The organism is Mycobacterium sp. IDUB_19, from assembly GCF_055419445.1.
In genome coordinates this window covers 278450-301204 of record NZ_JBVAXR010000001.1, presented here as the reverse complement: position 1 = coordinate 301204, position 22755 = coordinate 278450, and the positions used below count along the sequence as shown (strand labels likewise).

Here is a 22755-nt window from a genome sequence, read left to right as displayed (position 1 = left end):
CCGGTTAACTCCTGCGCTGACGCGCGATCTCGGCGAGCACCACCCCGGCGGCCACCGAGGCATTCAGCGATTCGGCATCACCGGCCATCGGTATCGACAGCACTTGTTCGCAATTCTGCCGCACCAGGCGGGAGAGGCCCTTGCCTTCGGATCCGACCACCACCACGAGCGGATCGGCGCCGTCCAGGTCGTCGACTACGGTGTCGCCACCGGCATCCAATCCGATCACCCGGACCCCGCGTTCGGCCCAATTCTTCAGTGTTCTGGTGAGATTGGTGGCCCGCGCCACCGGAATGCGGGCGGCCGCACCGGCACTGGTTCGCCAGGCCACCGCCGTCACCGAGGCCGAACGGCGCTGCGGTATCAGGACTCCGTGGCCGCCGAAGGCCGCCACCGAGCGAATGATCGCGCCGAGGTTGCGCGGATCGGAGATGTTGTCCAATGCGACCAGCAATGCCGGCGGCGACTGCAGAGCGATCGTGAGCAGGTCATCGGGGTGGGCGTAGTTGTACGGCGGAACCTGCAGCGCGATGCCCTGGTGCAGATGGTTGGTGGTCATTTTGTCCAGGTCGGAGCGCGGCACTTCCAGGATTGCGATGCCCAAATCAGCCGCACGCGTGACGGATTCGGTTACTCGCTCGTCAGCTTCGATACCGAGCGCGACGTAGAGCGCCGTCGCGGGAGCCCCGGCGCGCAAGCATTCCAGCACCGCGTTGCGCCCGAGCACCGTTTCTGTTTCGTCGCTGCGTTTGGCCGGCCGGCGTTGCGGGGCCTGCGTGGCGCGCTTGGCAGCGGGATGGTTGGGGCGCATGTGCGCCGGCGGCGTGGGACCGCGACCCTCCAGTCCGCGACGTCGTTGGCCGCCCGAACCTACGGTCTGGCCCTTCTTGGTGCCGGATTTACGAATCGCCCCCTGGCGCCGCGAGTTGCCGGCCATCTATTTGTCGTCACCGGCCAGCAGTTCCCACTGCGGCCCGTCGGCGGTGTCGGTGACCTCGATGCCGGCGTTCTTGAGTCGGTCCCGGATCTGGTCCGCCAGAGCCCAATTGCGCTGCTCGCGCGCCTGTTTGCGGCTTTCCAGTTCGGTTTGGACGAGCACGTCGACCGCCGCGAGGGCCGCCGACGTCTCGTCGCGCGATTCCCAGCGTTCGTCGAGCGGATCGCAGCCCAGGATGCCCATCATCGCCCGGATGGCACCGGCCTGCCGCAAGGCGCCTTCATGGTCGCCGGCGTCAAGAGCCCGGTTGCCCTCCGCGCGAGCTTGGTGGATCTCGGCCAGCGCGATCGGGACGGCGAGATCGTCGTCGAGCGCCTCGGCGAATCGCAGCGTCCACTCACCGGGGACGACGCCACCGATGCGGACGCGCACCCGGTGCAGGAATTCCTCAACTCCCACATAGGCTTTCACCGCATCCTGCAGGGCGGTGTCGGAGAATTCCAGCATCGATCGATAGTGCGCGCTGCCGAGGTAGTAGCGCAGTTCGGGCGGACGGACGCGCTGCAGCATCGCCGGGATGGACAACACGTTGCCCAGCGACTTGCTCATCTTTTCGCCGCCCATCGTCACCCATCCGTTGTGCAGCCAGTAGCGGGCGAACCCATCCCCGGCCGCACGACTCTGAGCGATTTCGTTTTCGTGATGCGGGAATACCAAATCCATTCCACCGCAATGGATATCGAATTCTGGCCCCAGATATGTCCGGGCCATCGCCGAGCATTCCAGGTGCCAGCCCGGGCGGCCACGGCCCCACGGCGTCGGCCATGACGGCTCGCCGGGCTTGGCGCCCTTCCACATGGTGAAGTCGCGCTGATCGCGCTTACCGGTGGCGACGCCCTCACCCTGATGGACGTCGTCGATCTTGTGGCCGGACAGCCGGCCGTACTCCGGGTAGCTGAGCACGTCGAAGTACACATCGCCGCCGCTGGCATACGCGTGACCATTTTCAATCAGGCGGTCCATTAACTCGACCATCTGGGTGATGTGGCCGGTGGCTCGCGGCTCCGCAGACGGCGGCAACACGTCCAGGGCGTCGTAGGCCGCAGCGAACGCACGCTCGTAGGTGGCCGCCCACTCCCACCACGGCCGGCATGCGGCAGCGGCCTTGTTGAGGATCTTGTCGTCGATGTCGGTCACGTTGCGGATGAAGGCGACGTCGTAGCCACGCGCCATCAGCCAGCGGCGCAGGATGTCGAAGGCGACGCCGCTGCGAACGTGCCCGATGTGCGGCTGCCCCTGAACGGTGGCGCCGCACAGGTAGATGGAGACGTGCCCCTCGCGCAGCGGAACGAAATCACGCACAGCACCAGCTGCCGTGTCGTGTAGCCGCATGCGGGGGCGATCGGTCACGACGTGCCAGCTTACCTGCTACTTCAGATCGGCCGACCGCAGCTCGCGGGGCTATCCGCGCGCGACGACCAGGGCAGTCGCGATCGCCGCCAAACCCTCGCCCCGCCCGGTCAGGCCCAGCCCGTCGGTGGTGGTCGCCGAGACGGATACCGGCGCCCGCAGGAGATCCGACAACACCTGCTGCGCCTCGGCGCGCCGCGGACCGATCTTCGGCCGATTTCCGATCACTTGCACGGCGGCGTTTCCGACCCGAAAGCCGTGCTCCGACAGCAAATCGACGACGTGGCGCAGCATGTCGGCACCGCTGACGTCCTTCCACCGCGGATCGTCGACCCCGAACACGGCCCCGATGTCGCCCAGCCCGACGGCCGACAACATGGCATCGCACAGCGCGTGCGCGGCCACGTCGCCGTCGGAGTGACCGGCGCAGCCGTCGGCATCGGCAAACAGCAGCCCCACCAACCAGCAGGACCGTCCTGGCTCGATCGGGTGTACATCGGCGCCCAGACCGACCCGCGGCAACTCGCTCACCGGCGCACAATCGCTTGGGCCAGCAGCAGATCCAGCGCAGTGGTGATCTTGAATGCGAGCGGGTCGCCGTCGACCACCTGAACCTGGCCTCCGACGTGCTCGACCAGGGATGCGTCGTCGGTGAAAACCGCGCCGGCAGCGCGCTGGTAAGCGCGCAGCAACAGTTCGGTGGCGAACCCTTGCGGCGTCTGCACCGCCCGCAGCCCGGACCGCTCCGGCGTGCCCAGCACCACGCCGTTGGCATCCACGGCCTTGATGGTGTCATGCAGCGCCAGCGCGGGCACGACAGCGCTGTGCCCGGCCCGCAAAGTGTCGACCACCCGCACGATCAACTCGGGTGGAGTCAACGCGCGGGCGGCGTCGTGTACCAGAACGAACTCCGGTTCGCCGGGCATGGCGGACAAAGCCAGATTGACCGATTCGGTGCGCCCGGCGCCGCCTGCCACGACGGTGGCTTGCGGGCCTAGGACTTGCTTGGCCGCCTCGATGTGATCGGCGGGTACCGCCGCCACGACATGATCAACGACGCCCGATTTCAGCAGACCCGCGACCGCCCACTCGAGCAGAGTGCGACCGTCGAGTTCGCAGAATGCTTTCGGAATACCGGCGCGCAGCCGCACGCCCAACCCCGCGGCCGGGACCACTGCGACAACTGTGCCCCCGACCACGTGAGCTCAGGACCTTCAGGAAGCGGCGGCCAGAACCTCGTCGAGGATGGTCTCCGCTTTGGCGTCGTCGGTGCTCTCGGCGAGCGCCAACTCACCGACCAGAATCTGCCGGGCCTTTGCCAGCATGCGCTTTTCGCCCGCGGACAGGCCGCGTTCCTGATCGCGACGCCACAGGTCGCGAACCACTTCGGCAACCTTGTTGACGTCGCCGGAAGCAAGCTTTTCCAGGTTTGCCTTGTAGCGGCGCGACCAGTTGGTCGGCTCCTCAGTGTGCGGGGCGCGCAAAACCTGGAAGACCTTGTCCAGGCCTTCTTGTCCGACGACGTCGCGGACGCCGACATATTCGGCGTTGTCTGCGGGAACTCGAACGGTCAGGTCACCCTGCGCAACTTTCAAGACGAGATACTCTTTTTGCTCCCCTTTGATGGTGCGGGTTTCGATCGCCTCGACTAACGCAGCACCGTGGTGTGGATAAACAACGGTGTCGCCGACCTTGAAGATCATCTGATTCGAGCCCCTTTCGTTACTTCAGTCTAGCACGGCGGTCCAACACGCGTGAAGCAACGGTGCAGGTCAGGGGCCACAACGCGCGCTCAATAGGGGTTGACAGACGGGAGAAGACGTGCAGTAGAACACACTATCAATGCCCCCTCTTGCCCGCCGCAGCGCCCCCGCAGCGCCCCCGCAGCGCCACCGCCGGCGGGGCTGCGGTGCTGGTCTGCCACCTGCGCTACCGCTGGAACGACGTTCCTACTACTGTGCATAGTTGCACGGTTGACCCCGGTGTCACCGTGCCGCGACTCGCCTTGACCAGCCAGACCGAGCCCAGGAGGCATCGAGTGAACCGCTTCAAGACCAGCCTCGCGGTCCGCCTTCGCGCCCGAGTCGCCGTCGTCGGCCTGGCCGCGCTGGTCGCCGCCGTGCTCACCGGTTGCGGCGCCGGGCAGATCTCGCAGATGGCCACCCAGGAGCCCGCCGTCAACGGCAACAAGATCGCGATCAACAACGTGGCGCTGCGCGACGTCCGCATCCAGGCTTCGCAGACCGGTGACTACCTGCGACCCGGCAAGAACGTGGAGCTGGTCCTGGTGGCCGTCAATCAGTCGCCGGACGTCGCGGACCGGCTGCTGGGCATCACCAGTGACATCGGCACCGTGACCGTGACCGGCGACCCCAGCTTGCCTGCCAGCGGGATGCTGTTCATCGGCACGCCGGAAGGCCAGAAGGTGGCGCCGGGCCCGCTCAACCCCAACAGTGCGGCCAAGGCATCCGTCAGCCTGGCCAAGCCCATCACGAACGGCCTCAGCTACAAGTTCACCTTCACCTTTGAGAAGGCCGGACAGGCCAGCTTGCTGGTGCCGATCTCCGCCGGAATGGCACCGCCGGAGGCCTAAACGGCCGTGTCACAGCGGGGCTTGTCGGCCCCGCCGGATACCGTCATGACGTGGCAAATGCGCGCTCGCAATACCGTTGCTCGGAGTGCCGACACGTCACCGCCAAATGGGTGGGCCGCTGCGGAGAATGCGGCACCTGGGGCACCGTCGACGAGGTAGCCGTGCTCAGCACGGTGGGCGGCGGCCGTCGTTCGATAAACCGGGCCTCGCGCGCCGTTCCGATCAGTTCCATCGAGCCGGGCGCCAGCCAGCACCGCGCGACCGGCATCGACGAGCTCGACCGGGTGCTCGGCGGTGGTGTGGTGCCCGGCTCGGTGACGCTGATGGCGGGTGATCCGGGCGTCGGCAAGTCGACGTTGCTGCTCAAGGTCGCCCACCTGTGGGCGCAGGCCGGGCGGCGCGCGCTGTACATCTCCGGTGAGGAATCCGCGGGCCAGATCAGGCTGCGCGCGGACCGGATCGGCTGCGGGTCGGACGAGGTCTACCTGGCCGCCGAATCCGACTTGCACACCGTCCTCGAGCACATCGCGACGGTCCAGCCCGCACTGGTGATCGTCGACTCCGTGCAGACCATGTCCACCACCGAATCCGACGGCGTCGCCGGCGGGGTTACCCAGGTACGCGCGGTGACGGCCGCGCTCACGGCCGCGGCCAAGGCCAACGGCGTCGCGCTGATTCTCGTCGGCCACGTCACCAAGGACGGGGCGATCGCGGGACCACGCTCGCTGGAACATCTCGTCGACGTCGTCCTGCATTTCGAGGGTGACCGCAACGGCGCGCTGCGGATGGTCCGCGGCATCAAGAACCGATTCGGCGGCGCCGACGAAGTCGGCTGTTTCATGCTGCACGACAACGGAATTGAAGGCGTCGCCGACCCGTCGAACCTGTTCTTGGATCAGCGGCCCACCCCGGTCGCCGGTACCGCGATCACGGTCGCCCTGGACGGCAAGCGGCCGCTGATCGGCGAAGTCCAGGCGTTGCTGGCGACGCCGAACGCGGGCTCACCGCGCCGCGCGGTCAGCGGGATCGATCACTCCCGCGCCGCGATGATCACCGCCGTGCTGGAAAAGCACGCCAAGCTGCCGCTCGCCGCCAACGACATCTACCTGTCCACCGTGGGCGGCATGCGGTTGACCGATCCGTCCTCAGACCTGGCCGTCGCGATCGCGCTGGCTTCGGCGTTGGCCGACCTGCCGCTGCCGACTACCGCGGTGATGGTCGGCGAGGTCGGTCTCGCGGGCGATCTGCGCCGGGTCAGCGGGATGGACCGGCGGCTGGCCGAAGCCGCACGGCAGGGATTCACCATCGCCCTGATTCCGCCGGGATGCGACGCCGTTCCGCGGGGTATGCGGGCGCTCAGCGCACCCACGATCGGCGCGGCGCTGGAGCACATGGTCGACATCGGCGACCACCGCAGCAGTGGGCCTTTTGGGCTTGAACGGCTAGACATTGCTACGCCGCGAGCGCTGGCGTAGCAGAATGACAGGCTGTGACGCGTCCGACCCTGCGTGAAACAATCGCCCGCCTGGCACCGGGCACCGGGCTCCGGGATGGCCTGGAGCGCATTCTGCGTGGCCGTACCGGCGCGCTGATCGTGCTCGGCAACGACGAGAACGTCGAAGCCATCTGCGACGGCGGCTTCGCTCTGGATGTCCGCTACGCCCCGACGCGGTTGCGCGAACTCGCGAAGATGGACGGCGCCGTCGTGCTGTCCACCGACGCGAGCCGCATCGTGCGGGCCAACGTGCAGCTGGTTCCCGATCCGTCGATACCCACCGACGAGTCGGGCACCCGGCACCGCTCGGCGGAACGGGCTGCGATCCAGACCGGTCACCCGGTGATCTCGGTCAGCCACTCGATGAACATCGTCACCGTCTACGTCGGCGGGGAACGCCACGTGCTGGCCGATTCCGCGACCATCCTGTCGCGAGCCAACCAGGCCATCGCGACCCTGGAGCGCTACAAGACCCGCCTCGACGAGGTCAGCAGGCTGCTGTCACGCGCGGAGATCGAAGACTTCGTCACGCTGCGCGACGTGATGACCGTGGTGCAGCGACTCGAGCTGGTCCGGCGGATCGGGCTGGTGATCGACTACGACGTCGTCGAGTTGGGCACCGACGGGCGTCAACTGCGGCTGCAGCTCGAGGAGCTGCTGGGTGGCAACGACATCGCCCGGGGATTGATCGTGCGCGACTACCACGCCAGCCCCGAGCCGTTGTCGGATGCGCAGATGACCGCCACGCTCGACGAGCTGGACTCGTTGTCGGACACCGAGCTGCTCGAAATCACCTCGCTGGCAAAGGTTTTCGGATATCCGACGACGACGGAGGCGCAGGATTCGGCGCTGAGCCCGCGTGGCTACCAAGCGATGGCCGGTATCCCCCGGCTGCAGTTCGCCCACGTGGATCTCTTGGTCCGCAACTTCGGGACACTGCAGGGTCTGCTGGCAGCCAGCGCCAACGACCTGCAATCGGTCGACGGCATCGGCTCGATGTGGGCCCGCCATGTGCGGGAAGGGTTGTCGCAGCTGGCGGAGTCGACGATCGCCGACCCGCTCAGCTAGCGAACCAACTACCCCGCGGGCGAGGGACCGGGAGCAACCCCGGGCGGGGCTTCGGGCTGCGGCACCGCCGGCTGACCCGGAACCGGCCCCGGCGGGGGCGGCGGCACATTCAGGATGAATGGAACCGTGAGCGAACGCAGATTGCCCAACTGGACGACCAGGTTGTAAGTGCCCGGGCCGATCGCCGGCCGCGGCAACGGGCAGTGCGGCGCGGATCCCATCCCCGTCCACGTCACCGCCGTCGTCACCTGTTCGCCCGGCGTAAAGGTCTTGACCAGGGTCTCGTTGGACGGGGCGCAATCCAGGTTGGACCACAGCCGCTTGTTGTCCAGCGAGTACACGTAGGCGGCCAGAACCGCGGCACCGACGTCCCGCTTGCAGGCCACCAGCCCGATGTTGGTGACGACCATCGTGAATTTCGGCTGGTCGCCGATGAAGTACTGGGGAGCGTTGGTCAGGCCCTTGACGGCCAGCGTCGAGTCGGGGCAGTCATCGCCCTCCTTCAACACCGGCGGCGGCTGCACCGCAGCGGTTGGCGTCACGGACTCGGGGTTCTGCCCCGGCGCCGCCGGTACCGGAGTGACACCTTCCTGCCCCGGCGGTGGTGGCGCTTGCGGCGGGGGGGCGGCCGGCGTGTTCTGCGCCGACCCGGCCTTGTTGACGCTGGCGGGTTTGGCACCCGCGCTGTGGCCCATAAAGGCGATGACAGTGGCGACAGCGATGCCGATTACGACGACCGCGATCCCCAGGGCCAGCCCCCTGCGCCGCCAATAGATCTCCGTGGGTAGCGGGCCACGCGGTTCCAGATCCAGCACGTTCACACCGTAAGTCCAGGTCACGCCGATTTGCCCGATCCGACTCGGCGTGTCGCGATGTTAGCTGGCCTTCGGGCATGTTAGGCCCGTGTTAGTGGCCCCGCCGCGCTGGGGCGGAAACCGCCCTACTCGCCGATGTCGCCGATGTGGTCGACCAACGCCGCGCGCCCGTCGGCGAGGTGGTAGGTGACCCCGGCGATCGCCACCGTGCCTGCCGAAACCCGCTCGGCGATGGCGGCGGAACGCGACGTGAGCTGCGCCAACGTCTCGCTTACGTGTCGCGCCTCGAACTCGTCGACACGACTCAGGCCGTCGCGGCGGCCCATCAGGATCGACGGCGCGACCCGCTCCACCACGTCGCGCACGAAGCCCCCGGGTATCGCACCATCGTCGACCGCGCCGATGGCGGCCTTGACGGCGCCGCAGCTGTCATGGCCGAGGACGACGATCAGCGGCACGTCGAGCACCGTCACCGCGAACTCGATGGACCCGAGCACGGCCGAGTCGATCACCTGCCCGGCCGTGCGAACCACGAACATGTCGCCCAAACCCTGGTCGAAGATGAGCTCCGCGGCCACCCGGCTGTCCGAACAACCGAACACAACCGCGGTGGGTTTTTGACCCGCGGCCAGGCTGGCGCGATGCTCGACGCTCTGGCTCGGGTGCGCAGGCTGTCCGGCGACGAATCGCTCGTTACCCTCTTTGAGTGCTTTCCATGCGGATACCGGATTGGAGTTGGGCATGCGTCACATTCTGGCGTGCCGCGGGCGCCGATGACTAGCCGGGGGCAAATCCCGGCGAATGAACTTCTGGGGTGGTACGAACGCGCGCGCCGCGATCTGCCATGGCGGGAACCGGATGTGGACGCGTGGCAGATCCTGGTCAGCGAATTCATGCTGCAACAGACGCCGGTCGCCCGGGTGCTGCCGATCTGGACGGAATGGGTACGACGCTGGCCCACCCCATCGGCGACCGCGGCCGCCAGCGCGGCCGACGTGCTGCGGGCCTGGGGCAAGCTGGGCTACCCGAGGCGAGCAAAGCGCTTGCACGAATGCGCGATCGTCATCACGCGTGATCACGGCGACGTCGTTCCCGACGACGTTGAAATCCTGTTGGGGTTGCCGGGTATCGGCAGCTACACCGCACGGGCCGTGGCGTGCTTCGCCTACCGCGAGCGGGTACCGGTGGTGGACACCAACGTGCGACGGGTCGTGGCCCGCGCCGTGCACGGCCTGGCGGACGCCGGCACGCCGTCCGCGACACGCGACCATGCCGATGTTTCGGCGCTGCTGCCGAAAGACGATACGGCGCCCCAATTTTCGGTGGCACTGATGGAATTGGGTGCCACGGTGTGCACCGCACGAACGCCCCGCTGTGGGTTATGCCCGCTCAGCGAGTGCGCCTGGCGAGCTGCGGGCTATCCCCCGGCAAAGGGCCCGGCGCGCCGCGCTCAAACCTACGCGGGCACCGACCGTCAGGTCCGTGGTCTATTGCTGGACGTCTTGCGCCTCAGCGACTTTCCGGTCACCCGAGCCCAGCTGGACGTGGCCTGGCTGACCGATACCGCGCAGCGCGACCGGGCGCTGTATTCGTTGCTCGCCGACGGCCTGGTGACCCAGACGAGCGACGGCCTATTCGGGCTGGCCGGCGAGGAGTAGCACCTCAGCCGGTGGGTGCGGTCAAGAACGATTCGACCGCCTGGCGGTATACCCGCGGCGCTTCGTCGTGAATCAGGTGGCCGGCTTCGCGAACCGCCAAATATCTTGTCGGTGAATCATTTTGCGTCATCGCCTGCATCTGACCCGGCGGGGTGACCGAGTTGCCCGCCTCGAGCAGCAGCGCCGGCGCCCGGACCGCCTGCCACTGCGTCCAGTAGTCCCGGGTGCCCCACTCGGCGGCGATCTCTATCCATCGCGAGGTATGGCCGTGTAGCCGCCAACCGGTGTCCGTGCGGTCGAAGGCATCCAGGAAATATTGGCCGGCGACCGGCCCGAATTCGTTGAATACTTGCTCCGCAGTGTCGAATTCGACCGGCAGTGCATGCAACCACGGCTCCCACGGACCGGTGGTGCGGCCACGGAAGTCCGGCGCCATGTCCTCGACCACCAGCGCCGAGACCAATTCGGGACGTTCGGCGGCCAGACACCATGAGTGCAGGGCGCCCATCGAATGACCCACCAGTCGTACCGACACCCCCAATGTGGTTATCGCGTCGGCGAGATCGGCCACGAAGCGCTCGGTGCGGATCGGGTGCGGATCCTCGACGTCGCGGCCGCGATGCCACGGCGCGTCGTAGCTGTAGACGGTGCCCAGCCGGGTCAGCCACGGCAGCTGACGCGACCAGGTGGTGCCGCGGCCCATCAGGCCGTGCACCAAGATCAACGGCTCACCGTGCCCGCCGTGAGCGGTCAACAGATCGGTGGGCATGGCACCATCTTGCGTGTCCCGCCCAGGAGCAGGACAGGGCAGGGGGGCGGGGTAGCCTAGCGAACATGCCGCCCGTGGTGAAGATCAATGCCATCGAAGTACCCGCCGACGCTGGTCCTGAGCTGGAGAAGCGGTTCGCCCACCGCGCACACGCCGTGGACAATCAACCCGGCTTCCTCGGCTTTCAGTTGCTGCGCCCGGTCAAGGGTGAGAACCGCTATTTCGTCGTGACACACTGGGAGTCCGATGAAGCATTCCAGACGTGGGCGAGTGGGCCCGCTGTCGAAGCCCATGCTGGTCAGCGTGCCAATCCAGTGGCGACCGGCGCGTCGCTGCTGGAATTCGAGGTCGTCATGGACGTGGCCGGGAGCAAGCCGACTGAATAGGCGACGTTTGACGCCGCAGCGCGCGCTGGCCGTCACCGCGGCCGCCGCACTGGTTGCGGCGCTGACACCGGGTTGCTCCCCGTCGCCGTCACCGCAGGCGAACGCGGCCAACGCCGGACGGGCGATCGACACCCGGACTCCCCCCGGGCTGCGGGCTCAACAGACCCTCGACATGCTCAACTCGGACTGGCCGATCGGCCCGGTCGGAGTTCGCACTCTCGCCGCGTCCGACGAGGTGGACTCGGTCGAAACCAGCATGGAAGAACTGTGGTGGGATCGCCCCTTCACCCTCGACGGGGTGGACATCAGCGCCAGCGTTGCCACGCTGCACCTCACCTCGTCCTACGGCGCGCGCCAAGACATCCGGATTCACACCGACGACGTCGGACGCGTTGATCGGTTCGAGCTCGAGACGCTGGCGCCGACGATCACCTCATGGCATGACATCGACGCCACGCTGAGCAAGACCGGTGCCCGATACTCCTATCAGGTCGCCAAGGTCGACAACGGCCATTGCGATCCGGTGATGGGCACCAACACCGGCGAATCTCTGCCGCTGGCATCGATTTTCAAGCTTTACGTGTTGCACGCCCTGGCCGGCGCGGTCAAGAACCACACCGTGTCCTGGGACGATCAGTTGACCGTCACCGAAAAGAGCAAGGCGGTCGGCTCGTCGGGCTTGGGACTTGCTCCGGGCGACCATGTTTCGGTACGCACCGCGGCCGCGAAGATGATCGCCAACAGCGACAACATGGCCACCGACTTGCTGATCGAAAGAATGGGCACGCACGCCATCGAAGAGGCGCTCGCCACGGCCGGCCATCACGATCCGGCCAGCATGACTCCGTTCCCCACAATGTACGAGCTGTTCTCCATCGGCTGGGGCCAACCGGATCTGCGCAGCCAGTGGCAGAACGCGACCCCGCAGGTCCGCGCCCAGCTGCTGGCACAGGCGAATTCGGCTCCCTACGAACCTGATCCGACTCGCGCCCACACCCCGGCCTCGGCCTACGGAGCGGAGTGGTACGGCAGCGCCGAGGACATCTGCCGGGTCCACGCGGCTCTGCAAGCCGACGCGGTCGGCGAGGCCGCACCCGTCAAGCAGATCCTGTCCGCCGTTTCGGGTATTCAGCTGGACCGAAACGTTTGGCCGTACATCGGCGCGAAAGCCGGTGGCTTGCCGGGTGATCTGACCTTCAGCTGGTATGCCGTGGACAAGACGCAGCAACCGTGGGTCGTCAGTTTCCAGCTGAATTGGCCCCGCGACCACGGGCCGAAGGTAACCGGCTGGATGCTGCAGGTCGCCAAACGGGCGTTCGCGCTGTTCGCACCGCAGTAGTCACTGCAGCCGCAGGGTCCAGCAGTGGTTGCGGTAACGCATCGTCGTCAGGCCAACCGGTGCAATGTCGATGCGCCAGAACGACTTCGGCGGAATGTCGAGAACCAGCAGGATCGCCGCCCGGATCACCGCCGGATGGGTCACCGCAACGGTTCGCGAAGGTCCTTCGATCAACGACGCCAGCCATCCGGCCACCCGCTCGGTGAGGTCGACGATGGACTCCCCACCGTGCGGCGCCCGGGCCGGCTCGGTCAGCCACACCTCGAGGTCTTCCGCGGCCACGGCATCGAGTGTTTGTCCGCGCCAGCGGCCGCAGTCGAGGTCGGCCAGCCGCTGCTCGACTGTGGCGTCCAGGCCGAGCAGCTCCGCGGTTTGGCGGGCGCGCTGTTCGGGGCCGGTAAGGTGACGAGCCCGGGGGATATCAAGGCCCGCAGCAACTTCGGCCTGTCGACGGCCGGTCTGGTTGAGCGGCTCGTCGGCTGGAAAGCGTACGGCTGCCATCGCGTCGGTCATCGCGTGCGACACCAGGGTCAGCCGGACGACCTCCGTCACGCCGCGATGCTCGATACCCGTCCGCTCTCGGACCGCTCTGTCAGCAACCGGCCCGCGAGTGTCGCGAAGACCAAGCCGATGGTCACCCACAGCAGCAGCTGCGTGCCCAGCGACAGCAACCTGAATTCGTAGAGCACATCGGCGGGAAAGCCGGGGTAGATGATCGCACCCGAGGCGTCGTGCAACGGTTCGGGCGTCTCGTCCACCGTCGGTAGCAGCACCATCACCACCACGATGGCGACCAGATACGCCGCGGCCGCGAGCAGCCGTGAATTCCACGCGCCGAATCGCTCGGCCAGTCGCCGGGCCAGCCATACCGCCCCGATCGCCAGCACCACCGACGCCAGCACCATTCCCAGATACCAGCCGGTGCGCGCCCCGATGGTGTCGGACTGGCCGACGGCGGGCGGGTTGGGCGGATATTTCAGGAACGGGACCAGGTACACCGCCACGAAGGCCCCCGCCGCCAGCAGCAGCGAAAGTTGCTGTGGCGCAGGGCTTTCCGCACGACCGGCCGTGCGGGCATAGACGACGCAGAACAGGACGGCGAACAGTGCCCCCATGGCGAGACCGAAAATCAGCACACCGAAGCCCAGTCCGGGGTTCGACTGAACACCACGGGTGAACAGCTCGACGCCATGCTCGTGCACACCGTGGGAATTTTCGGCGTCGGTTCGGCCGTGTTCAAAGTCGATCGCGCGGGCTATCACGGGTTCGGCACACAGACGGGCGAATACGAATGCCAGCACGGCGCCGATTGCGCCCGCCAGCAGCCCGCGTCCGATCAGACGCTTCTCCACGCCGGGTCAGTGGCAGGGGAAGCCGAGGAGGTGGCGCGCATCGTGCACGAATTCGTGCACATGCGAGTCGCTGCCGAACAGCGACACGGCGCCCTGATCGACGCCGACGAAGTAAATCGCCAACAACGCCAGGAAGGCGGTTGCCGCCAACCAGAGCGCGGCACTTGCCGCCGACAAATCAATCGAGCGGGTGCCGGTCGTCTCGGAACTGGACACTGCTGACTCCTTCTGGGAATGACGCGTCCCACTTTGGTGACGGGTTCCGGGTCTGACTTTCTACAGTGGCGCGACCGTTCTGGAATTTCACCAGATTCCGTTGCCCGTCGATGACAGTCGTCAGTCTAAACGGACTGCACGATTGAACAAACAGTTACTGCTGCGCGGGCCGTCCGCCGTAGCCGAGCTGGCTGGCTGTGTACTTCGCGCCATCCGTGACCGGCACCGCCTCCACTGCCGTGCCGTAGGCGCAGATCTCGGTCCACACGTCGCCGATCTCGGTGGTGTCGAACCGCATCGCGACGATCGCGTTGCCGCCGCGGTTGCGCGCCTCGGCGATCAGCCGCCCCATCGCCTCGTTGCGGCTCTCGGCGAGATTCTTGGTCATTCCGGCCAGCTCGCCGCCGAACATCGACTTCAGTCCGGCACCGAATTGGGCGAAGGCATTGCGCGAGCGGACGGTCAGTCCGAACACCTCGCCGCAGACGCGCCGAATCTCCCAGCCCGGAAGGTCATTCGTGGTGACGATCAGCACAGGTGAGCCCCTTAGCCCTCAGCACAGCAAAACGGGTGGTTAGTCCGGTCAGAGACTAACCACCCGCCTGCTGTAGTGCTACTGGTTGTCGGGTGCGGCGTGCGCTCCGGCTTTCGTCAGTTCCGGCTCGACCGGCGGCTTGCGCGTTCCGGTGAACGTGAACACCGCGTCCTCGCCGGTGCCTTCGCCGTCCCAGTTGTCCACGTCGACGGTGACGACCTGTCCCGGCCCGACCTCGTCGAAGAGGATCTTCTCGGAGAGCTGGTCCTCGATCTCGCGCTGGATGGTGCGCCGCAGCGGGCGAGCACCCAGCACCGGGTCGAACCCACGCTTGGCCAGCAACGACTTGGCCTTGTCGGTCAGCTCCATCGCCATGTCCTTGGTCTTGAGCTGCTTGCCGACGCGCTCGATCATCAGGTCGACCATCTGGATGATCTCGTCGCGGGTCAGCTGGTGGAAGACGATGACCTCGTCGATGCGGTTGAGGAACTCCGGGCGGAAGTGCTTCTTCAGCTCGTCGTTGACCTTCTGCTTCATCCGCTCGTAGTCGTTGTCACCGCCGCCCTGGGTGAAGCCCAGGCCAACCGGCTTGGAGATGTCCGAGGTGCCCAGGTTCGAGGTGAAGATCAGCACGGTGTTCTTGAAGTCGACCGTGCGGCCCTGGCCATCGGTGAGCCGACCGTCCTCGAGGACCTGCAACAGGCTGTTGTAGATCTCCTGGTGCGCCTTCTCGATCTCATCGAAAAGCACCACGGAAAACGGCTTACGCCGGACCTTCTCGGTGAGCTGACCGCCCTCCTCGTAGCCGACGTATCCCGGCGGGGCACCGAACAACCGCGACGCGGTGAACCGGTCGTGGAACTCGCCCATGTCGATCTGGATGAGCGCATCGTCGTCGCCGAACAGGAAGTTGGCCAGCGCCTTGGACAGCTCGGTCTTACCGACGCCGGAGGGCCCGGCGAAGATGAACGATCCCGACGGACGCTTGGGGTCCTTCAACCCGGCGCGGGTGCGGCGGATCGCCTTGGAGACGGCCTTGACGGCGTCCACTTGGCCGATGATCCGCTTGTGCAGCTCGTCCTCCATGCGCAACAGCCGGGTGGTCTCGGCCTCGGTGAGCTTGAACACCGGGATACCGGTCCAGTTACCCAGCACCTCGGCGATCTCATTGTCGTCCACCTCGGCAACAACGTCCATATCGCCTGAACGCCACTGCTTTTCGCGCTCTGCCCGCTGGGCGACCAGCTGCTTCTCACGGTCGCGCAGGCTGGCGGCCTTCTCGAAGTCCTGGGCGTCGATCGCCGATTCCTTCTCCCGGCGTGCGTCGGCGATCTTCTCGTCGAACTCACGCAGGTCTGGCGGCGCGGTCATCCGGCGGATCCGCATCCTTGCGCCGGCCTCGTCGATCAGGTCGATGGCCTTGTCCGGCAGGAACCGGTCGTTGATGTAACGGTCGGCCAGGGTGGCTGCGGCCACGATCGCGCTATCGCTGATGGACACCCGGTGGTGGGCCTCGTAGCGGTCGCGCAGACCCTTGAGGATCTCGATGGTGTGCTCCACCGTCGGCTCCCCCACCTGCACCGGCTGGAAGCGGCGTTCCAGGGCGGCGTCCTTCTCGATGTACTTGCGGTACTCGTCGAGCGTGGTGGCACCGATGGTCTGCAGCTCACCGCGCGCCAGCTTGGGCTTCAGGATCGACGCGGCGTCGATCGCGCCCTCGGCGGCACCGGCACCCACCAGGGTGTGCAGCTCGTCGATGAACAGGATGATGTCGCCGCGGGTATTGATCTCCTTGAGCACCTTCTTCAGGCGCTCCTCGAAATCACCGCGATAGCGGCTACCGGCGACCAGCGATCCCAGGTCCAGCGTGTAGAGCTGCTTGTCCTTCAGCGTCTCGGGCACCTCACCGTGCACGATGGCCTGCGCCAGGCCCTCGACCACGGCGGTCTTCCCGACGCCGGGCTCGCCGATCAGCACCGGATTGTTCTTGGTGCGCCGGCTCAGCACCTGCATCACCCGCTCGATTTCCTTCTCGCGGCCGATGACGGGGTCCAGCTTGCCTTCCATCGCGGCAGCAGTCAGGTTGCGCCCGAACTGGTCGAGCACCAACGACGTGGACGGGCTGCCCGACTCGCCGCCGCGGCCACCGGTCCCGGCCTCTGCGGCCTCCTTGCCCTGGTAGCCACTCAGCAGCTGAATCACCTGCTGGCGCACCCGAGTCAACTCGGCGCCGAGCTTGACCAGCACCTGGGCGGCCACGCCCTCGCCCTCACGAATCAGGCCCAGCAGAATGTGCTCGGTGCCGATGTAGTTGTGGCCGAGCTGCAGCGCCTCGCGCAAGCTCAGCTCGAGAACCTTCTTGGCGCGGGGGGTGAACGGGATGTGCCCGGACGGTGCCTGCTGCCCCTGGCCGATGATCTCCTCGACCTGGCTGCGGACGCCCTCCAGCGAGATCCCCAGCGACTCCAGCGACTTCGCCGCGACGCCTTCACCTTCGTGAATCAAACCCAACAGGATGTGCTCGGTGCCGATGTAGTTGTGGTTGAGCATCCGGGCCTCTTCTTGGGCCAGGACGACCACCCTGCGGGCACGGTCAGTAAATCTTTCGAACATCGGTGGTTACCTGCTCTCCCTCGCCCGGTACTTCATCGTTGTCGGCAAAGGGGCCGACAGTGCGTACCTGGTGTCCACTGTAATGGTCGGCCCGTCAGGGTTCTAACCTTGCGGTGCCTTGCCGTTCGGGCCTGCTCGGCTGCATCTGAGGGAATCCCCCGGTGATGACGAGCCATAGCTGAAGAAACGAGACGAACCACCAAATCGTTTCCCCCGGGCGCCGGCGATTATTACGCCGCCAGCGAAAACAGAACCGGCGCCCAGAAATTACGGCCGGGCGCCGGTTAACGCTTTGTTAAGTGGCGGCGTGGAATGCGTCGATGACGTCTGCCGGGATGCGGCCGCGCGTCGACACGTTGTGCCCGTTTCGGCGGGCCCATTCGCGGATCGCTGCGCTCTGCTCGCGGTCGATCGCCCCACGCCCGCGCCCAGTTCCGGAACGCCCCCGACGGCGACCCCCGACACGACGGCCGGCAGCGACCCACTGCTTCAGATCACCGCGGAGTTTCGCGGCATTCTTCGTTGAAAGATCAATCTCATAGGTCACCCCGTCAAGCCCGAATTCGACAGTTTCGTCGGCGGCGCCTGCACCGTCGAAATCATCGACCAAGGTGACGGTGACTTTTTTCGCCATTAGCTTACCCTCGCGTTCTTCCTGAGCAGTTGCTGGGCAGTTTGGACCCACTCCCCGGTCACTAATCTGCCATATGAACGCAGCATACTCAATCTGAGCAACACAGAGTGTTCGGCTTTCAGCTGGAGTGCGGTCGAACAATCGGGAACAAAACTGTCTCTCTAATTGACAGTCCGGTCAAAGTCATCAACAACCGGTCGATACCCATTCCCGTTCCGGTGCAAGGCGGCATCCCATACTCGAGTGCGGCGAGAAAGTCTTCATCAAGCAGCATAGCCTCGTCGTCGCCGGCCGCCGCGGCGAGCGCTTGTTCGGCGAATCGTTCGCGCTGCACCACGGGATCGTTCAATTCCGAGTACCCGGTGGCGAGTTCAACGCCGCGCACGTAGAGGTCCCACTTCTCGGTCACACCCGGGATACTGCGGTGCTGTCGAGTCAAAGGTGTTGTCTCGACAGGGAAATCCTTGACGAACGTCGGCGCCGTCAGCGTGTTGCCCACCGCGTGCTCCCACAGTTCCTCGACGAGCTTTCCGTGCCCGTAGCCACGATCGCCGGGAATCTCGACACCGAGCCGGTCCGCGATGGCGCGTAACCGATCGACCGACGTCTGGGGTGTGATCTCTTCACCGAGCGCGGCAGACAACGACGGATACATTTGTATCGACGCCCATTCTCCGTCTATGTCGTAGACACTGCCATCTGGCAACGACAGTTGTCTGGTACCGATCGCCTCGTCGGCCACCTCTTGAATAAGCTCTCGTGTGACGACTGCCGAATCGTCATACGTTCCGTACGTCTGGTAGGTCTCCAACATCGAGAATTCCGGAGAATGTGTCGAATCAGAACCTTCGTTTCTGAACACCCGATTTAGCTCGAAGACCTTGTCGAATCCACCGACGATGCATCGCTTGAGGAACAGTTCCGGTGCGATCCTCAGGTAGAGATCGATGTCAAGCGCATTGGAATGTGTGACGAACGGCCGAGCTGCCGCACCACCGGCCAACGTCTGCAAGATTGGCGTTTCGACTTCTAGAAACCCGCGCCGTTCCAGTGCGTTGCGTATCGCGCGGACAACGGCGATTCGCTGGCGTGCCACGGCGCGCGCTTGCGGGCGGACGATCAGGTCGACATAACGCTGCCGCACCCGCGATTCTTCGCTCATGTCCTTATGCGCGACCGGCAGCGGCCGCAGCGACTTGGCTGCGATCCGCCAGGAATCGGCCAGGACCGACAATTCGCCGCGCCGCGAGCTGATCACGTTGCCGTGCACGTAGACGATGTCCCCGAGGTCGACGTCGGCCTTCCAGGCATCCAGCGAATCCTGGCCGACCTTGTCCAGGCTGATCATTACCTGCAGCGTGGCGCCGTCACCGTCTTGCAGCGTGGCGAAACACAATTTGCCGGAATTGCGCGCGAATATGACCCGGCCCGCCACGCCGACGATGTCGTCCGTCGCGGTGTCGACGCCCAGGTCGGGGTAGGCGGCGCGGACCTGCGCCAGCGTGTGGGTGCGTTCGATGGCCACCGGGTAAGGGTCAAGCCCCTCGGCCAACAGCCGAGCGCGCTTATCCCGGCGTATCCGGAACTGCTCGGGGAGGTCGGTGTCTGCGGCGGAACTCACGACGTGCCAGCTTAAAGGACTTGGCGCCGCGTCCGCCGCAGGCGTCGAGTGTGCGCTGGTGGCTTCGAGTGTGCGGGCAGGGCGCGAAACCAGACGTACTACCGCCTTGTGCGCACGCTCAGCGTGGGGAGAACCTCAGCGTGCGGTCTTCAGCCGGCCGCGCTGGGTGTCCCGGTTGCGTTCGAAGACCAGCCGCAGCCCGTCCAGCGTCAGGTGCTGGTCGTAATGGGCGACGGTGTGCAGCTCGGACAGCAACAGCGGCGCGGTATGTCCGGTGGCCACCACCACCACGTCGTCGCCGGAAAAGCCGTCCACGTCCTCACGGATGCGCCCCACCAGGCCGTCCACCAGCCCGGCGAAGCCGAACACCGCGCCCGCCTGCATGCACTCGACGGTGTTCTTGCCGATCACCGACCGGGGCCGGGACAGCTCGACGCGGCGCAGCGCGGCCGAGCGGGCCGCGGCGGCATCCGACGAGACCTGCACGCCAGGCGCGATCGCGCCGCCGAGGAACTCACCCTTGGCCGATACCACGTCGACGCAGATCGACGATCCGAAGTCGACGACGATGCAGGCCTTCCCGAATTTGTGAAACGCCGCCAGACAGTTGACGATCCGGTCGGCGCCCACTTCTTTCGGGTTGTCGACCAGCAGCGGGACACCGGTTCGCACGCCGGGCTCGATCAGCACGTGGGGCACCGACGGCCAGTACTGGTCGAGCATCACCCGAACCTCGTGCAGCACCGACGGAACGGTGGACAGGGCCGCGGCTCCGCTGAGGTGCTCGGAGTCGTCGCCGATCAGGCCGTCGATGGTCAACGCCAATTCGTCCGCGGTGACCTCGGACTCGGTGCGGATCCGCCACTGCTGCAAGACTTTTGCGTGCTCTTTGGCGCCGGACAGCAGCCCGACGACGGTGTGCGTGTTGCGGACGTCGATCGCCAGCAGCACGATTACCGCACGCCGATCCGGGGGTTGTGGGGGTACCGCCCGCGTGCGGGGAGCAACTCGGCCGCATCGTCGGGCACGAATGCCGGATCGCTCCCCAGGTCGATCTGCTTGTTGTCGGCGTCGACGAAGACGATGCGCGGCTGGTAGGCGCGCGCCTCCGCGTCCTCCATCGCGCCGTAGGCGATCAGGATCACCAGATCGCCAGGGTGCACGAGATGCGCTGCGGCACCGTTGATTCCGATGATGCCGGTGCCACGCTCGCCGGTGATCGCGTAGGTGACGAGCCGGGCGCCGTTGTCGATGTCCACGATGGTCACCTGCTCGCCCTCCAGCAGGTCGGCCGCCTCCATCAGGTCAGCGTCGATGGTCACCGAGCCGACGTAGTGCAGATCGGCCTGCGTCACGGTGGCGCGGTGGATCTTCGACTTGAGCATCGTCCGTAACATCAGTTCCTCCAAGGTGATTCAACATGTCCGTCCGGCCCGGTGGGCTGCATGCTTGTCAGCCCTTCGGTGCCGGCGTTCCCGATTTCGATGGCGATGTTGTCCAGCAGTCTGGTGTTGCCCAGCCGGGCGGCGACCAGGACGCGTCCGGGCCGGTTGGGCTGCAGTGGGCCCAGCCCGGCGTCGCGCAACTGCAGGTAGTCGACCTCGATGGCGGGCACCGCGGCCAGCACGGCGCGCGCCGCGTCCAGCGCGGCTTCTGCGCCCGCCGGCGAGTGGTGCACGGCGGCCAGCAGCGCCGCCGACAGCGTTCCGGCCAACTCGCGCTGCGCCGGGTCCAGGTAGCGGTTGCGCGACGACATCGCCAGCCCGTCGGATTCCCGCACGGTCGGCACGCCGATCACCTCGACGTCGATGTTCAGGTCCGCGGTCATCTGCCGGATCACGACCAGCTGCTGATAGTCCTTCTCGCCGAAGAAGATCCGGTCGGGACGCACGATCTGCAGCAGCTTGCACACGACCGTCAGCACGCCGGCGAAATGGGTTGGCCGAGCAGCGCCTTCGAGTTCGGCGGCCAGCGGACCGGGCTGCACGGTGGTGCGCAGGCCGTCGGGGTACATCGCGGCGGCGGTCGGGGCGAACACCATCTCGACACCTTCGCCGCGCAGCAGCGCCAGGTCGTCGTCGAGGGTGCGGGGATAGGCGTCGAGGTCTTCCCCAGCACCAAACTGCAACGGATTCACGAAGATCGAAACCGTTACCACGGAGCCGGGCACACGTTTGGCCGCGCGCACCAGGGCCAGATGCCCGTCGTGCAGCGCGCCCATCGTCGGCACCAACATCACCCGGCGGCCGGTGTGCCGCAGCGCACGGCTGACGTCGGACACGTCGCGCGGCGCCGAGTAGACATTCAGTTCGCCCGGCCGGAAGGCCGGTGGCCGGGCCGTCATCGCGTTCATCGCGCCAACACCTCGACGACGTCGGAGGGAGCGTGCGCGCGCTGCGCGGTCCGCAGGGCGTTCACCCGGTAGGCCTGGGCCAGTTCCGGATCGACCTGCGTCAGCGCGCGCAGATGGTCGGCCACCGCGGCCGCGTCGCCGCGGGCGACCGGACCGGTGAGCGCGGCCTGCCCGCGCTGCAGCGTGTTCTCCAGCGCCGCCCGGGCCAGCGGCCCGACGATGCGCTCGGCAAGGCCGCCGGGCTGTTCGTCGACGGCTTGTTGCCCGAGCAGTTCGCTACCCCGCAGCGCCGCCCGCAAGGCGTCGAGCGCATCGGCGAGCACCGCCACGATGTGGTTGCCCGCATGCGCCAGAGCGGCGTGGTAGAGGATGCGGGCGTCCTCGCGGACGCAGAACGGCTCGCCGCCCATCTCCAAAACCAGCGACTGCCCGATCGCGTAGCCGACATCGTCGGCCGCGGTGATGCCGAAGCAGGTGTCCGGCAGCCGGCTGATGTCCTCGTCGGAGCCGGTGAACGTCATCGCCGGGTGGATCGCCAGCGGTATGCAGCCGTGCTGGGTCAGCGGCGCGAGGACGCCGACCCCGTTGGCGCCCGACGTGTGGACCACGATCGTGCCGGGTCGCACCGCCGAAGTGGCGGCCAGCCCGGACACCAGGCCGGCAAGTTCGCTGTCGGGAACCGACAACAGCAGCAGTTCGGCGGCGGCGGCCACATCCGTGGGTGCGGCCACCGAGGTGTCCGGCAGCCGGCGGGCCGCCCGCTGCCGCGAAGCATGGGAGATGGCGCTGCACGCCACCACGACGTGCTCGGCGCACTCCAGCGCGACACCCAGGGCGGTACCCACCCGGCCTGCCGAAATGATCCCCACCTTGAGCCTGGCCGGGCGCAAACCGTCGAACTGCTCCATCGCAGACGGCCTCACAATGCTTATTCGTTCGTTCCAGTCCCAGGTGCTGGGTA

Annotated in this window: 25 protein-coding genes; 6 read left to right on the top strand and 19 right to left on the bottom strand. The window is 66.7% G+C overall.

All coding sequences use genetic code 11. The features are described 5' to 3' along the window. Positions 1-4: 4 nt before the first annotated feature. The 5 genes from rlmB to carD are packed head-to-tail and all read right to left on the bottom strand — an operon-like array spanning position 5 to position 4050. On the bottom strand, positions 5-937 hold the full coding sequence (gene rlmB, locus ACZY0B_RS01405; RefSeq protein ID WP_463762140.1) for a 23S rRNA (guanosine(2251)-2'-O)-methyltransferase RlmB: 933 nt from the start codon (positions 935-937) through the stop codon (positions 5-7). After that, positions 938-2347 carry a cysteine--tRNA ligase gene (cysS, locus tag ACZY0B_RS01400; RefSeq protein ID WP_463762139.1) on the bottom strand — a complete coding sequence of 470 codons (1410 nt, stop codon included), beginning with the start codon at positions 2345-2347 and terminating at the stop codon, positions 938-940. 51 nt (positions 2348-2398) lie between these two features. Further along, positions 2399-2878 carry a 2-C-methyl-D-erythritol 2,4-cyclodiphosphate synthase gene (ispF, locus tag ACZY0B_RS01395; protein ID WP_463762138.1) on the bottom strand — a complete coding sequence of 160 codons (480 nt, stop codon included), beginning with the start codon at positions 2876-2878 and terminating at the stop codon, positions 2399-2401. After that, a complete protein-coding gene (gene ispD, locus ACZY0B_RS01390; RefSeq protein WP_463762137.1) occupies positions 2875-3546 on the bottom strand; it encodes a 2-C-methyl-D-erythritol 4-phosphate cytidylyltransferase in 672 nt (223 codons plus the stop codon). Before ispD ends, ispF begins: the two co-directional genes overlap by 4 nt. A gap of 15 nt (positions 3547-3561) precedes the next feature. After that, the gene (gene carD, locus ACZY0B_RS01385) at positions 3562-4050 is read right to left on the bottom strand and encodes an RNA polymerase-binding transcription factor CarD (RefSeq protein WP_007166539.1); all 489 of its coding nucleotides are present in this window, start codon (positions 4048-4050) and stop codon (positions 3562-3564) included. Between the two features lie 335 nt (positions 4051-4385). Here carD and ACZY0B_RS01380 point away from each other — a divergent pair, with 335 nt between their 5' ends. Genes ACZY0B_RS01380 through disA form a run of 3 tightly spaced genes read left to right on the top strand, consistent with a single transcriptional unit; the run spans position 4386 to position 7503 of the window. Next, positions 4386-4940, top strand: coding sequence for a copper chaperone PCu(A)C domain-containing protein (locus tag ACZY0B_RS01380; RefSeq protein ID WP_463762136.1), 555 nt, complete (start codon positions 4386-4388; stop codon positions 4938-4940). Positions 4941-4990: 50 nt separating this feature from the next. After that, entirely contained in the window at positions 4991-6415 is a 1425-nt protein-coding gene (radA, locus tag ACZY0B_RS01375; RefSeq protein WP_463762135.1) for a DNA repair protein RadA, read from the top strand. A gap of 14 nt (positions 6416-6429) precedes the next feature. After that, entirely contained in the window at positions 6430-7503 is a 1074-nt protein-coding gene (gene disA, locus ACZY0B_RS01370; RefSeq protein WP_463762134.1) for a DNA integrity scanning diadenylate cyclase DisA, read from the top strand. Between the two features lie 8 nt (positions 7504-7511). Here the strand turns inward: disA and ACZY0B_RS01365 are convergent, their stop codons facing one another. Beyond that, positions 7512-8318: a hypothetical protein gene (locus tag ACZY0B_RS01365; protein ID WP_463762133.1), complete on the bottom strand. Its 807-nt coding sequence runs from the start codon at positions 8316-8318 to the stop codon at positions 7512-7514. A gap of 125 nt (positions 8319-8443) precedes the next feature. Next, positions 8444-9061: a carbonic anhydrase gene (locus ACZY0B_RS01360; protein ID WP_463762132.1), complete on the bottom strand. Its 618-nt coding sequence runs from the start codon at positions 9059-9061 to the stop codon at positions 8444-8446. Between the two features lie 30 nt (positions 9062-9091). On the opposite strand from ACZY0B_RS01360, the gene ACZY0B_RS01355 reads away from it, so the two are divergent. Beyond that, entirely contained in the window at positions 9092-9976 is an 885-nt protein-coding gene (locus tag ACZY0B_RS01355) for an HhH-GPD family protein (RefSeq protein ID WP_463762131.1), read from the top strand. Positions 9977-9980: 4 nt separating this feature from the next. Here the strand turns inward: ACZY0B_RS01355 and ACZY0B_RS01350 are convergent, their stop codons facing one another. Continuing rightward, positions 9981-10745: an alpha/beta fold hydrolase gene (locus ACZY0B_RS01350; RefSeq protein ID WP_463762130.1), complete on the bottom strand. Its 765-nt coding sequence runs from the start codon at positions 10743-10745 to the stop codon at positions 9981-9983. 65 nt (positions 10746-10810) lie between these two features. Here ACZY0B_RS01350 and mhuD point away from each other — a divergent pair, with 65 nt between their 5' ends. Together mhuD and ACZY0B_RS01340 are read left to right on the top strand one after the other, a co-directional pair. After that, the gene (gene mhuD / locus ACZY0B_RS01345) at positions 10811-11131 is read left to right on the top strand and encodes a mycobilin-forming heme oxygenase MhuD (protein ID WP_463762129.1); all 321 of its coding nucleotides are present in this window, start codon (positions 10811-10813) and stop codon (positions 11129-11131) included. Further along, positions 11055-12470, top strand: coding sequence for a Cpe/LpqF family protein (locus ACZY0B_RS01340; protein WP_463762372.1), 1416 nt, complete (start codon positions 11055-11057; stop codon positions 12468-12470). Before mhuD ends, ACZY0B_RS01340 begins: the two co-directional genes overlap by 77 nt. Here the strand turns inward: ACZY0B_RS01340 and ACZY0B_RS01335 are convergent, their stop codons facing one another. The 11 genes from ACZY0B_RS01335 to ACZY0B_RS01285 form a co-directional block, all read right to left on the bottom strand. Beyond that, on the bottom strand, positions 12471-13022 hold the full coding sequence (locus ACZY0B_RS01335; RefSeq protein WP_463762128.1) for a histidine phosphatase family protein: 552 nt from the start codon (positions 13020-13022) through the stop codon (positions 12471-12473). Continuing rightward, positions 13019-13822: a CbtA family protein gene (locus ACZY0B_RS01330; protein ID WP_463762127.1), complete on the bottom strand. Its 804-nt coding sequence runs from the start codon at positions 13820-13822 to the stop codon at positions 13019-13021. Before ACZY0B_RS01330 ends, ACZY0B_RS01335 begins: the two co-directional genes overlap by 4 nt. Positions 13823-13828: 6 nt before the next feature. Beyond that, the gene (locus ACZY0B_RS01325) at positions 13829-14038 is read right to left on the bottom strand and encodes a CbtB domain-containing protein (protein ID WP_463762126.1); all 210 of its coding nucleotides are present in this window, start codon (positions 14036-14038) and stop codon (positions 13829-13831) included. Between the two features lie 154 nt (positions 14039-14192). Further along, the gene (locus ACZY0B_RS01320; protein WP_463762125.1) at positions 14193-14573 is read right to left on the bottom strand and encodes a YbjQ family protein; all 381 of its coding nucleotides are present in this window, start codon (positions 14571-14573) and stop codon (positions 14193-14195) included. Positions 14574-14651: 78 nt separating this feature from the next. Beyond that, positions 14652-17186 (bottom strand): ATP-dependent protease ATP-binding subunit ClpC, encoded by a 2535-nt coding sequence (gene clpC1, locus ACZY0B_RS01315; protein ID WP_463762124.1) that lies wholly within the window; start codon positions 17184-17186, stop codon positions 14652-14654. Positions 17187-17481: 295 nt separating this feature from the next. Beyond that, on the bottom strand, positions 17482-17820 hold the full coding sequence (gene lsr2, locus ACZY0B_RS01310; RefSeq protein WP_085223269.1) for a histone-like nucleoid-structuring protein Lsr2: 339 nt from the start codon (positions 17818-17820) through the stop codon (positions 17482-17484). Between the two features lie 118 nt (positions 17821-17938). Further along, positions 17939-19441: a lysine--tRNA ligase gene (lysS, locus tag ACZY0B_RS01305; protein ID WP_463762123.1), complete on the bottom strand. Its 1503-nt coding sequence runs from the start codon at positions 19439-19441 to the stop codon at positions 17939-17941. Positions 19442-19576: 135 nt separating this feature from the next. Continuing rightward, a complete protein-coding gene (locus ACZY0B_RS01300) occupies positions 19577-20392 on the bottom strand; it encodes a type III pantothenate kinase (RefSeq protein WP_463762122.1) in 816 nt (271 codons plus the stop codon). A gap of 2 nt (positions 20393-20394) precedes the next feature. Further along, on the bottom strand, positions 20395-20838 hold the full coding sequence (gene panD / locus ACZY0B_RS01295; protein ID WP_463762121.1) for an aspartate 1-decarboxylase: 444 nt from the start codon (positions 20836-20838) through the stop codon (positions 20395-20397). Continuing rightward, a complete protein-coding gene (gene panC / locus ACZY0B_RS01290) occupies positions 20838-21785 on the bottom strand; it encodes a pantoate--beta-alanine ligase (RefSeq protein ID WP_463762371.1) in 948 nt (315 codons plus the stop codon). Before panC ends, panD begins: the two co-directional genes overlap by 1 nt. Positions 21786-21790: 5 nt before the next feature. Continuing rightward, entirely contained in the window at positions 21791-22702 is a 912-nt protein-coding gene (locus tag ACZY0B_RS01285) for a Rossmann-like and DUF2520 domain-containing protein (RefSeq protein WP_463762119.1), read from the bottom strand. Between the last annotated feature and the right edge of the window lie 53 nt (positions 22703-22755).

What these genes read in the sequence shown, in the direction of transcription:
- rlmB (WP_463762140.1), bottom strand. Translation starts at nt 937, where the DNA reads ATGGCCGGCAACTCGCGGCGCCAGGGGGCGATTCGTAAATCCGGCACC.
- carD (WP_007166539.1), bottom strand. Translation starts at nt 4,050, where the DNA reads ATGATCTTCAAGGTCGGCGACACCGTTGTTTATCCACACCACGGTGCT.
- ACZY0B_RS01360 (WP_463762132.1), bottom strand. Translation starts at nt 9,061, where the DNA reads ATGCCCAACTCCAATCCGGTATCCGCATGGAAAGCACTCAAAGAGGGT.
- ACZY0B_RS01355 (WP_463762131.1), top strand. Translation starts at nt 9,092, where the DNA reads ATGACTAGCCGGGGGCAAATCCCGGCGAATGAACTTCTGGGGTGGTAC.
- ACZY0B_RS01350 (WP_463762130.1), bottom strand. Translation starts at nt 10,745, where the DNA reads ATGCCCACCGATCTGTTGACCGCTCACGGCGGGCACGGTGAGCCGTTG.
- mhuD (WP_463762129.1), top strand. Translation starts at nt 10,811, where the DNA reads ATGCCGCCCGTGGTGAAGATCAATGCCATCGAAGTACCCGCCGACGCT.
- clpC1 (WP_463762124.1), bottom strand. Translation starts at nt 17,186, where the DNA reads ATGTTCGAAAGATTTACTGACCGTGCCCGCAGGGTGGTCGTCCTGGCC.
- lsr2 (WP_085223269.1), bottom strand. Translation starts at nt 17,820, where the DNA reads ATGGCGAAAAAAGTCACCGTCACCTTGGTCGATGATTTCGACGGTGCA.
- panD (WP_463762121.1), bottom strand. Translation starts at nt 20,838, where the DNA reads ATGTTACGGACGATGCTCAAGTCGAAGATCCACCGCGCCACCGTGACG.
- panC (WP_463762371.1), bottom strand. Translation starts at nt 21,785, where the DNA reads ATGACGGCCCGGCCACCGGCCTTCCGGCCGGGCGAACTGAATGTCTAC.
- ACZY0B_RS01285 (WP_463762119.1), bottom strand. Translation starts at nt 22,702, where the DNA reads ATGGAGCAGTTCGACGGTTTGCGCCCGGCCAGGCTCAAGGTGGGGATC.